Origin of the sequence: Streptomyces beijiangensis, assembly GCF_017315755.1 — a bacterium.
GTDB classification, from domain to species: domain Bacteria; phylum Actinomycetota; class Actinomycetes; order Streptomycetales; family Streptomycetaceae; genus Streptomyces; species Streptomyces beijiangensis.
Genome location: NZ_JAFLRJ010000122.1, coordinates 1 through 10095, shown reverse-complemented (window position 1 = coordinate 10095; position 10095 = coordinate 1). Strand labels below are relative to the sequence as shown.

The 10095-nt window shown below is 70.5% G+C and carries 9 protein-coding genes and 1 tRNA gene; 8 read left to right on the top strand and 2 right to left on the bottom strand.

Annotated features, from left to right (window positions below):
* From J0695_RS43840 to J0695_RS13680, 5 genes are all read left to right on the top strand, one after another.
* Window positions 1-366: hypothetical protein (locus tag J0695_RS43840; protein ID WP_242552616.1), on the top strand; the 366-nt coding region annotated here is incomplete at its 5' end.
* Window positions 367-757: 391 nt separating this feature from the next.
* Window positions 758-1966 (top strand): helix-turn-helix domain-containing protein, encoded by a 1209-nt coding sequence (locus J0695_RS13695; protein WP_206962287.1) that lies wholly within the window; start codon window positions 758-760, stop codon window positions 1964-1966.
* Window positions 1967-1975: 9 nt separating this feature from the next.
* A complete protein-coding gene (orn, locus tag J0695_RS13690) occupies window positions 1976-2578 on the top strand; it encodes an oligoribonuclease (RefSeq protein WP_206962286.1) in 603 nt (200 codons plus the stop codon).
* 91 nt (window positions 2579-2669) lie between these two features.
* Window positions 2670-2742, top strand: a tRNA-His gene (locus J0695_RS13685).
* Between the two features lie 204 nt (window positions 2743-2946).
* Window positions 2947-3552, top strand: a complete 606-nt coding sequence (locus tag J0695_RS13680; protein ID WP_206962285.1) for a dihydrofolate reductase family protein — start codon at window positions 2947-2949, stop codon at window positions 3550-3552.
* A gap of 38 nt (window positions 3553-3590) precedes the next feature.
* On the opposite strand, the gene J0695_RS13675 is transcribed toward J0695_RS13680, so the two are convergent.
* A complete protein-coding gene (locus J0695_RS13675) occupies window positions 3591-5498 on the bottom strand; it encodes an ATP-binding protein (protein WP_206962284.1) in 1908 nt (635 codons plus the stop codon).
* Between the two features lie 95 nt (window positions 5499-5593).
* On the opposite strand from J0695_RS13675, the gene J0695_RS13670 reads away from it, so the two are divergent.
* Window positions 5594-6463: an MEDS and STAS domain-containing protein gene (locus tag J0695_RS13670; protein ID WP_206962283.1), complete on the top strand. Its 870-nt coding sequence runs from the start codon at window positions 5594-5596 to the stop codon at window positions 6461-6463.
* Window positions 6460-7413, top strand: coding sequence for an anti-sigma factor RsbA family regulatory protein (locus J0695_RS13665; protein WP_206962282.1), 954 nt, complete (start codon window positions 6460-6462; stop codon window positions 7411-7413). The genes J0695_RS13670 and J0695_RS13665 overlap by 4 nt, the downstream gene beginning before the upstream one ends.
* Before the next feature lie 6 nt (window positions 7414-7419).
* On the opposite strand, the gene J0695_RS13660 is transcribed toward J0695_RS13665, so the two are convergent.
* Entirely contained in the window at window positions 7420-8469 is a 1050-nt protein-coding gene (locus tag J0695_RS13660) for a LacI family DNA-binding transcriptional regulator (protein WP_206962281.1), read from the bottom strand.
* 224 nt (window positions 8470-8693) lie between these two features.
* On the opposite strand from J0695_RS13660, the gene J0695_RS13655 reads away from it, so the two are divergent.
* On the top strand, window positions 8694-10031 hold the full coding sequence (locus J0695_RS13655; RefSeq protein WP_206962280.1) for an ABC transporter substrate-binding protein: 1338 nt from the start codon (window positions 8694-8696) through the stop codon (window positions 10029-10031).
* Window positions 10032-10095: the final 64 nt, after the last annotated feature.

The window sequence follows — 10095 nt, the reverse complement described above, 5'->3', positions numbered from 1 at the left end:
GCCCCTTCCGCTCCTCCCCCGGCCCAGCTCTCCGGCTCCGGTGCCGAAGTGATCCGCTGGGCCGCCTTCAGCTGCGTCCTCGTCCCGGTCGTACTCGTTGTATACGGAACCGGTGTCGGGGCCGCCCTCCTGACCGCCCTCGGACTCGCCGCCGTCACCGCCGTCAGCCGGCTGCTGCTGCTCCGCTCCGAGCGCACCTCGGCCCGCCTTCTCACCGAGCACTCCGCGCCACCCCAAAGCCGGCGCGGCCGCACGGGCTCCGGGGCGCACCGGGGCGGTCATAGAACAGAAGAGGCAGCGCGAAGTGCTTCAGGCAGGGTGGTGGTGGGAGACGGGCGGGCGGATGGGAGTACGCCGGGGGACTGACCGGTTTACACACACGCTCCCGTAGCTTTTCAGCCAACTTCACCGCAACGCCGCGACCTTGGCGGAATGACCTGCCAACCCCGGTGCCACCAGGGATGAAAGGACCATTGCAAGGCGTTGCGCCCAACGGGGACGGGCCATGCGCAGGAGGCGTACTTCCCTGCGCGGCCTGTGAGTGGAACGCTTCGTGATCGAATGCTTCGCGCCAAGTTGCCTTGTCGACATAGTGCCGTCGGCTGAACTTGTCACGGCACCACCACGGGACACAGTAGATTCGATCATGGCCAGAGGACGGCGGGGGATCTTGTGCAGGACCGAGGGGCAGCAGCGTGCAGGAGCAACAAGCTCGTTATGAGCAGGGAGCCGTGAGCAACGAGGGGGGCTTAGCGCCATGAGTCAGGGCCAGGACTCCACCGCCGCACCAGAAGCCGCGCGGAAGCTCTCCGGGCGCCGCCGCAAAGAAATCGTCGCTGTACTGCTGTTCAGCGGCGGCCCCATATTCGAGAGTTCCATTCCGCTCTCCGTGTTCGGGATAGACCGGCAGGACGCAGGGGTGCCCCGCTACCGCCTGCTGGTGGCCGGAGGCGAAGAGGGGCCGCTGCGCACCACCGGCGGGCTCGAACTGACCGCGCCCTACGGCCTGGAGGCGATCGCGCGGGCGGGCACCGTCGTCGTACCGGCCTGGCGGTCGATCACCTCACCGCCACCGGCCGAGGCGCTTGACGCACTGCGCCGCGCCCACGAGGAGGGCGCGCGCATCGTCGGGCTCTGCACCGGCGCGTTCGTCCTTGCGGCCGCCGGCCTGCTCGACGGCCGGCCGGCGACCACGCACTGGATGTACGCGCCGACGCTCGCCAAGCGCTACCCCTCGGTCCATGTCGACCCGCGTGAGCTCTTCGTCGACGACGGCGACGTACTGACCTCCGCAGGGACCGCGGCCGGAATCGATCTCTGTCTGCACATCGTCCGCAGCGATCACGGCACGGAGGCGGCCGGGGCACTGGCCCGCCGTCTTGTCGTACCGCCGCGGCGCAGTGGCGGTCAGGAGCGCTATCTCGACCGCTCCCTGCCGGAGGAAATCGGCTCCGACCCGCTCGCCGAGGTCGTCGCCTGGGCGCTGGAGCATCTCCACGAGCAGTTCGACGTGGAGACCCTGGCCGCGCGTGCGTACATGAGCCGCCGCACCTTCGACCGGCGCTTCCGCTCCCTGACGGGCAGTGCGCCGCTGCAGTGGCTGATCACCCAGCGGGTGCTGCAGGCCCAGCGACTGCTGGAGACGTCCGAGTACTCGGTCGACGAGGTCGCGGGCCGCTGCGGCTTCCGTTCCCCGGTGGCCCTGCGCGGTCATTTCCGGCGGCAGCTGGGTTCGTCCCCGGCCGCGTACCGGGCCGCGTACCGCGCCCGCAGGCCGCAGGGGGAGCCCGCGACGGCCGCCACGGTCACCGAGACGGTGGTGCCCCAGACCCGCAGGGCGGCGGCCGCGTCCACTCCGCCGATCCCGGCGGCGACCTCGCCCGCCCCACCGGATCCGGGCAAACCGAGCTCCGATACGTACGCTCCGGGGCGTGCGGCGGTGCCCGGGCAGCGGAGTGCGCCATAAGGTAGACGCATGAACGATCGCATGGTGTGGATCGACTGCGAGATGACCGGGCTCTCGTTGACGGACGACGCACTCATTGAGGTGGCCGCACTGGTCACCGACTCGGAGCTGAACGTGCTCGGCGAAGGGGTGGACATCGTGATCCGCCCGCCCGCCGAAGCACTGGAGACGATGCCCGACGTGGTGCGCAAGATGCACACCTCGTCGGGACTCCTCGACGAGCTGGCGCAGGGCACCACCCTCGCCGACGCCGAGGAGCAGGTCCTCGCGTACGTACGTGAACACGTCAAGGAACCGGGCAAGGCCCCGCTCTGCGGGAACTCGGTCGGCACCGACCGCGGTTTCCTGCTGCGGGACATGCCCGACCTGGAGGGATACCTCCATTACCGCATCGTCGACGTCTCCTCGATCAAGGAGCTGTCGCGGCGCTGGTACCCCAGGGCGTACTTCAACAGCCCCGCCAAGAACGGCAACCACCGGGCGCTCGCCGACATCCGTGACTCGATCACGGAGCTGCGCTACTACCGGGAAGCGGTCTTCGTCCCGCAGCCCGGACCGGACTCGGAAACCGCGAAGGCGATCGCGGCGAAGCACGTTCCGCCTGCGGAATAGCGCGACGCAGGGGCCCGGGAAAAGGGGGGCGCGAGCACCCTCCCGGACCCTGTAGACTTCTTCTCGGCCGGTCGGAAACGACATGGTCATGGTGGGTATAGCTCAGCTGGCAGAGCACCTGGTTGTGGTCCAGGATGTCGCGGGTTCAAGTCCCGTTACTCACCCTGAATGATCAAGGCCCGACCTGTGAGAACAGGTCGGGCCTTCTTCGCGTTCCCGCCCTTGGCCAAACCACGGCCAAACCCAGCCCCGGACAGCCCCGGACCCGGCAGTGCCAGAAACTCCGGCAGCCCGGTGCGCGCCGCGGAAATTCCGCCGATGAGTTTCCGGCGGTTGTACGGTCTGCCCTTCGACGAAGGGAGCACACCATGCGCAAGATCATCGTTTGCACGTTCCTGACCCTCGACGGCGTCATGCAGGCGCCGGGCGGTCCGGACGAGGACGCGGAGAGCGGCTTCACGCACGGCGGCTGGCAGAAACCGGTGGACGACGACGAGGTCGGCGCGGCCATCGCCGGCTGGTACGAGCACTCCGACGCGATGCTGCTCGGCCGCAAGACGTACGAGATCTTCGCGTCGTACTGGCCGACCGCCGACCCCGGCAACCCGTTCACCGCCCGGATGAACAGCATGCACAAGTACGTCGCGTCCAGGACCCTGACGTCCGTCGAGTGGCAGAACTCCACACTGCTGGCGGGCGACACCGCCGATGCCGTACGCAAGCTGAAGGCGTCCGACGGCGGCAACATCAACGTCGTCGGCAGCGGCGACCTCGCCCAGACCCTCATGCGGCACGACCTCGTCGACGAGTACCGGCTGACCATCCACCCGGTCATCATCGGCACCGGCAAGCGGCTGTTCGCCGACGGCGCGATCCCCACCGCCCTGGAGCCGGTCAGCGTCTCGACGACGAAGGGCGGCACCGTCGTCGGCGTCTACCGGCCGAACGGCAAGCCGAACTACGACAGCTACTAGCGTCGTTCGCCGCGGAAGGCATGCACGGGCGGTCCCGGTCAGCCGTGCTCTGCCAGGGCCACGGCCGCCTCCGGGGTGAGCGCCCGGCCCGCCGCGTACTCCGACGCATAGCGTGCTGTGCCCAGCACCGCGCTCAGGCGCGCCGCGCAGGCCCGGCGGAAGGCGGAGGTCTCCGGGGCGCCCAGCTGCGGGAGGCCCGCCGCCGCCCAGAACTGGGACGAGGCGCCGAGGAGCCGGGCCGCGCAGGCCTCCTCGGCGCTGCGGGCCGCCGCCGCCGCGAGCAGGTCGATGGCGGCGGCGGTGCCCAGGACGTCGTGCAGCCGCCATTTGGCGGCCACCGCGCGGCGCGCCAGCAGGACGGTGGGCGCCGGATTGCCGAGGCCAAGCTCCGCCAGGCCTCTGAAGTAGTCCCCCCAGGCCCGCATCCACAGTTCGCCGCGCTTCTCGCATTCGGTACGCAGCTGGTCGGCAGCGTCCGCCGCGCGGGCGAAGGCGTTCTGGCCGGCCAGCAGATAGGCCCGTACCGCGAGCGTGAGCAGCCGGAAGAACTCCGCGCCGCCTCCCCCGCCCAGCGGAACCAGTGAGCGCGCGGCCTCGCCCCGTACCGCGAGACTCGCGCCGGCCAGCGGCAGCAGCCGGTCGGCGAAGGCCGCGCCCGCCTCCTCGGCCGCGTCCAGGTCGTCCTGCGTGAGGGTGACGAGCGCGTGCGCCCAGGCGGCGAGCGACCGCTCGGGGCTGGGGTCGTTCCCGCCGGCGAGGGCCCGCTCCAGATAGCGGCGGCCCTCCTGGGCGTGGCCGCAGGCGTACCAGAAGAACCAGAGCGAGCCCGCCATGTCGAGCGCCGACCGCCCTCCCTCCATCGCCAGGCCGTGCTCCAGCGCGATCCGCACATTGGCGTGGTCGGCGCCCATCCGCTCCGACCAGGACCGCTGTCGGGGACCCAGCCACTCCGCGTCGCCGCGCCTGGCCAGCCAGCGGAAGTAGTCGTGGTGGCTGCGGCGCACCGCGTCCTGCTCGCCCAGCTCGGCGAGCCACTGCGCGCCGAACTCGCGGACGGCGTCGAGCATCCGGTAGCGGGCGCCGGGTTCCGGGCTCTCCCTCCGTACGATCGACTTCTCCGTCAGCGCGGTGAGCAGCTGCAGGACCCCGTCGCCCTGGAGCGGCCCGCCGTGGCAGACGAACTCCGCGGACTCCGTGTCCCAGCCGCCCGCGAAGACCGAAAGCCGCGCCCAGAGCAGCCGCTCCAGCGGGGTGCAGAGCTCGTGGCTCCAGCCGATCGTGGTGCGCAGGGTGCGGTGACGGCCGGGGCGGTCGCCGCGGTCGGGCGGAGGGGTCACCGGGGGTACGGAACGGAGCTGGGCGGCGGCGAGCTCGATGGCCAGCGGGATGCCGTCCTGCCGGGAGCAGATCTCCGCCGCCAGGCTCCGGCCGGCTTCGGTGCGTACGAGATCGGGGGCCGCCCGCGCCATGAAGAGCTCCACCGCGTCCCCGGGCGGCAGCGGGTCGACCACCAGGACCTGCTCACCGGGGGCGCCGAGCGGCTGCCTGCTGGTGGCGAGGACGGTCAACCGCGGGTTGGCGGTGCACAGTTCGGAGACCATACGCACGCACGCCTCGCGCAGGTGCTCACAGGTGTCCAGGATCAGGAGCGCCGCCAGATCGGTCTGCTCGACCACCTCGGCGACGGTGTCGGGCAGCAGCGCCGGGTCCCGCAGGGCGGAGAGCTCCACCAGCCGCACCCCGCCGGGGTACGACGCCCTGGCGCACCGCGCGGCACGCAGCGCGAGTCTGGACTTGCCCACCCCGCCGGGTCCAGTCAGGGTGACCGGTCCCCGGCTTTCCTCCAACAGTGCGGCGACGGCGGCGAGTTCGTCCATGCGTCCGACGAACCGGTCGGTCTCCGCGGGCAGCTCGCCGTTCCGCGCTCCGGGCAATGAGGCAGCCACCTCTCCCCCCTCGAAGTGCCCCGATGTGGACCCGATGTGCTGGAGATCACCATAGCCACTCCCGCGCGCCTCCCACCCGGCGTAGCGTAATGCGCGTGACTACGGCTCTGACCGCCGTCGGGCGCATGCGCGCGGGCGATCATCTCTTTCTCGGGTACGGCACCGACGAGGAGCGCGACGCGGTGCTCGCGGCCTTCGTCCTCGACGGACTCGCCAGTGGGCACCGCTGCCTGGTCCTGGCGCCCGTGGACGCCCCGCCCGATGTCACGCTCGGGTTCCTGGAGCACAGCGGGGTCGATCTGCTGGGCGCCCTGACCGAGCGTCACCTTGTGGTGGACACCCAGCTCGCGACCGCCGACGGGCTCTGGGACGTGGACGATCTCGTACGGCGCGAGGCGCAGCGCGCGGTCGCCGACGGGCTCCTGGGACTGCGGGTGTCGATGGAGATCCTGCACAGCCACGCCGGTGATGCCTTCAAGACGCTCAAGGACAGCGAGGTCCTGCTCGACCAGGTCTTCGGGACCCATCCGGTCCTGGGAATCTGCCTGTACGACCGCCGGGTCTTCGCGCGGCGGGAGCTGGACCCGCTGGACGACCTGCACCACGGCCGGGTCGGCGCCGACCCGGTCTGGCAGGACGAACTGCTGCTGATCTCAAGGACGTTCAGTCCGCCGGGCCTGGCGCTGACGGGCGACGTGGACGACTCGAATGTGACAGCGTTCGCCCGTGCGCTCCACGCGGAGACGCTTCGGGCCGCGCACCGGGCGGTGACGGACACCCATCTCGATCTGCGGGGCCTGGGGTTCGTGGATGTGTGCGCCCTGCGGCTGCTGGTCTTCACCGCGCTGGGTCTCTCGGCGGCCGGCGGGCACAGACTGGTGCTGCACGGCGTCGCGCCTCATGTACGGAAGGTGATGCGGGTGACGGGGTGGGACCGGGTTCCCGGGCTGGAGCTGGCCTTATGAGGCGGACCGGATTCGTCCACCAGGCGCTCGCCTACGATTCGGACGAGGCGTTCCTGGCAGGTACCGAGCCCTATGTGCGCGACGGCCTCGCCGACGGCGACGCCGTACTCGCGGTGGTGAAGCGGCAGAACATCGCGCTGCTGCGGGACGCGCTCGGAAACTCCTCGCGGGAAGTGGAGTTCATCGACTCCGACCACTGGTACGGCTATCCGTCGCGGACGCTGGGGCAGTACCACGCGTACTGCACCGAGCACGGAAGGACCGCCGCGGGCGGGCCGCGCCGGGTGCGGGTGATCGGCGAACCGGTCTGGTCGCGCCGCGGTGAACTGGAGACGCGGGAGTGGATGCGGTACGAGTCGCTGCTCAATGTGGCGTTCGCCCGGAGCGGCCACTGGATCGTCTGTCCGTACGACCGGCGGGCCCTGAGCGAGCAGGTGCTGACGGCGGCGGCCCGCACCCACCCCGAACTCCTGCACGGCCGGGGCGGCATGGCGCTGAGCGGCGCCTACGCGTACCCCGAGGACTTCTGCGCCGAGTCGGACGCCGACGCGCTCGAACCGGCGCCCGAGCCCGCCCGTGAAGTCCTCTTCGACCGCGGCGGATCGGTGGTCGCGCGGTATGCGGCAGCCGAGTTCGCGCGCCGGGGCGGGCTGTCCGAGGAGCGGGTCGGCGATGTGATGTCGGCCGTGCACGAGAGCGCGCTGAACGCCCTGCGGTTCGGCGGCGGCCGGGCGGTGCTGCGGCTGTGGTCGCGGCCCTCGTACCTGGTGTTCGAGATAGCGGACAGCGGGGCGAACGCCCCGGTCGGGCCCCGCTTCCCCGGCCATCTGCCGCCCGCGCCGCAGGCCTCGTCGGGCCACGGGATGTGGGTGGCACGGCAGTTGAGCGACCTGCTCGAACAGCGCATAGCCCGTGGCGGCTCGGTCGTACGGATGCACTTCAGGGCGTGAGCATCTTCAAGAGCTGAAGCGTGTCACCAGTTCTGTGGGCAGAACGATCTGCGGACGCTGCAGTGGGCGCACTTCGCCGGGGCGGCGCGCGGCGATCTCCGAGAGCAGCAGCCTGGCCATGGCCCGCCCCATCTCCTCGATCGGCTGGCGCACGCTGGTCAGCGGCGGGTCCATGTGGCGGGCGATCGCCGAGTCGTCGTAACCGATCAGGGCGACGTCGCCGGGGATGGTGAGCCCGCGCTCGCGCAGCACCTGCCTGGCGCCTGCCGCCATCACGTCGGAGCCGGCGAAGACGGCGTCCAGATCGGGCCTGTGGTCGAGGAGCCGGGCCATCGCGCGGCGGCCTCCCTCCTCGGTGAAGTCGCCCGACACCATGAGCTGTTCGTCGGAGTCCAGGCCCGCGGTGGCGAGTGCCTTGCGGTAGCCCTCCACGCGGCACTGGGCGCCGTACACGTCGAGCCGCCCGGTGATGTGCGCGATGGTGCGGCGGCCTCGCGAGATGAGGTGCGCGACCGCGCCGCGGGCGCCCTCCAGGTTGTCGGAGTCGACCGAGGGCAGCGTTTCATGGTCCGAGCGCCGCCCGCTGATGACCGCGGGGATGTCGAGCTGCTCCAGGAGATCGGGCAGCGGGTCGTCGGCGTGCACGGAGACGAGCAGCACGCCGTCCACCCGGTGCGCGGCCAGGTACTGGGCGAGCCTGGCCCGCTCCCGGTCGCTGCCGACCAGGGTCAGCAGCAGCTGCATGTCGGTGTCGGCCATGGCCGATCCCACGCCGCGGACTATGTCGGAGAAGTACGGCTCGGCGAAGAACCGGGTCTCCGGCTCGGGCACCACCAGGGCGATGGCGTCGGTGCGATTGGCCGCCAGGGCACGGGCCGCACGGTTCGGTACGTAACCGAGTTCGTCGACCGCCGCCTGGACCGCCTCGCGGGTCCGGTCGCTGACCCGGGGCGATCCATTGATCACCCTGGATGCCGTGCCGCGCCCGACCCCCGCGCGGGCTGCGACTTCTTCGAGCGTGGGACGCCCCCCGCTCCGTACTCGCGCTGCCGTCATGGCTGCCTCCCGTTCGCGGCCAATTTCTCACAGTCCGATAACTGAACCAAGTCCTGCCGTCAGGAACCTTGACACTCCAAACCCGAACGGCGACTCTTCAACACATCACGCATGGGAGCGCTCCCACCGTAGCTGCTCCCTTCAGTACCCGCACGCATCAGGCCGCACGTTTCTGCCGCACTGCGGAGCTCGCACTACGAAGCCGCACTTAGTAGGAGGACGCAATGTTCACGCGTACCCGCACGACCAGGAAAGTGGTGGTCCTCGCGGCCGTCGCCGCCCTGGGCACCGGACTGCTGGCCGGTTGCTCCAGCGACAGCGGAGACTCGGGCACCGGCTCCAAGGCCAGCTCGGACAGCAAGGGCAAGACGACGATCAACGTCGGTCTGTTCGGGACCTTCGGCTTCAAGGAAGCCGGCCTGTACGCGGAGTACGAGAAGCAGCACCCGAACATCAAGATCGTGCAGAACGTGGTCACCCGGAACGAGAACTACTACCCGGCCCTGGTCAACCACCTGACCACCGGCAGCGGGCTCGCCGACATCCAGGGCATCGAGGTCGGCAACATCGCCGAGGTGACCGGAACCCCCGCCCTCGCCGCGAAGTTCGAGGACCTCTCCAAGGCCCCCGGCGTCAGCAAGAGCGACTACCTCGACTGGAAGTGGGCCCAGGGCACCACCAAGGACGGCTCGACCATCGGCCTCGGCACGGACGTCGGCCCGATGGCGATCTGCTACCGCAAGGACCTCTTCAAGGCGGCCGGGCTCCCCACCGACCGGGAGGTGCTCGCCAAGAAGTGGGCGGGCGACTGGTCGAAGCTCGTCGATCTCGGCAAGCAGTACAAGGCCAATGCCCCGGCCGGGACCACCTTCCTGGACTCTGCGGGCGGCCTGCTGAACGCGATCACCAGCAGTGAGACCAACAAGTTCTACGACAACAGCGGCAAGGTCATCTACAAGGACAACCCGGCGATCAAGGCGGCCTTCGACCTCACCGCCCAGGCCGCGACCGACGGTCTGACCGGCAAGCTTCAGCAGTTCCAGCCGACGTGGAACCAGGCGATCGCCAACAGCAAGTTCGCTGCGATCTCCTGCCCGCCGTGGATGATCGGCACCCTCAAGGGCGCGGCCAAGGCCACGGACGCGGGCAAGTGGGACGTGGCGCAGGCACCCAAGGGCGGCAACTGGGGCGGATCGTTCCTGGGCATTCCCAAGAGCGGCAAGAACAAGGACGAGGCCAAGAAGCTGGCCGCGTGGCTGACCGCCCCCGCCCAGCAGGCGAAGCTCTTCGTGGCCCAGGGCTCCTTCCCGAGCGTCCAGACCGCGTACACCCTGCCCGAAGTCACCGGCGCCAAGAACCCCTTCACCGGTGACACCCCGATCGGCACGATCTTCGCGGCAGCCGCCAAGGCCGCCCCGGTCCAGGTGATCGGCCCGAAGGACGCGATCATCCAGCAGGGCCTCAGCGACAACGGTGTCTTCCTCGTCGCGGCCAAGGGCAAGTCCGCTGCGGACGCCTGGAAGACGGCCACCGAGACCATCGACAACAACCTGGAGAAGTGACCGGTATGGCCACCCGGCACCACATCGCCGCGCCCCCCACGGAGGGGGGCGCGGCGATGTGGTG

What these genes read in the sequence shown, in the direction of transcription:
- J0695_RS13695 (WP_206962287.1), top strand. Translation starts at nt 758, where the DNA reads ATGAGTCAGGGCCAGGACTCCACCGCCGCACCAGAAGCCGCGCGGAAG.
- orn (WP_206962286.1), top strand. Translation starts at nt 1,976, where the DNA reads ATGAACGATCGCATGGTGTGGATCGACTGCGAGATGACCGGGCTCTCG.
- J0695_RS13680 (WP_206962285.1), top strand. Translation starts at nt 2,947, where the DNA reads ATGCGCAAGATCATCGTTTGCACGTTCCTGACCCTCGACGGCGTCATG.
- J0695_RS13665 (WP_206962282.1), top strand. Translation starts at nt 6,460, where the DNA reads ATGAGGCGGACCGGATTCGTCCACCAGGCGCTCGCCTACGATTCGGAC.
- J0695_RS13660 (WP_206962281.1), bottom strand. Translation starts at nt 8,469, where the DNA reads ATGACGGCAGCGCGAGTACGGAGCGGGGGGCGTCCCACGCTCGAAGAA.
- J0695_RS13655 (WP_206962280.1), top strand. Translation starts at nt 8,694, where the DNA reads ATGTTCACGCGTACCCGCACGACCAGGAAAGTGGTGGTCCTCGCGGCC.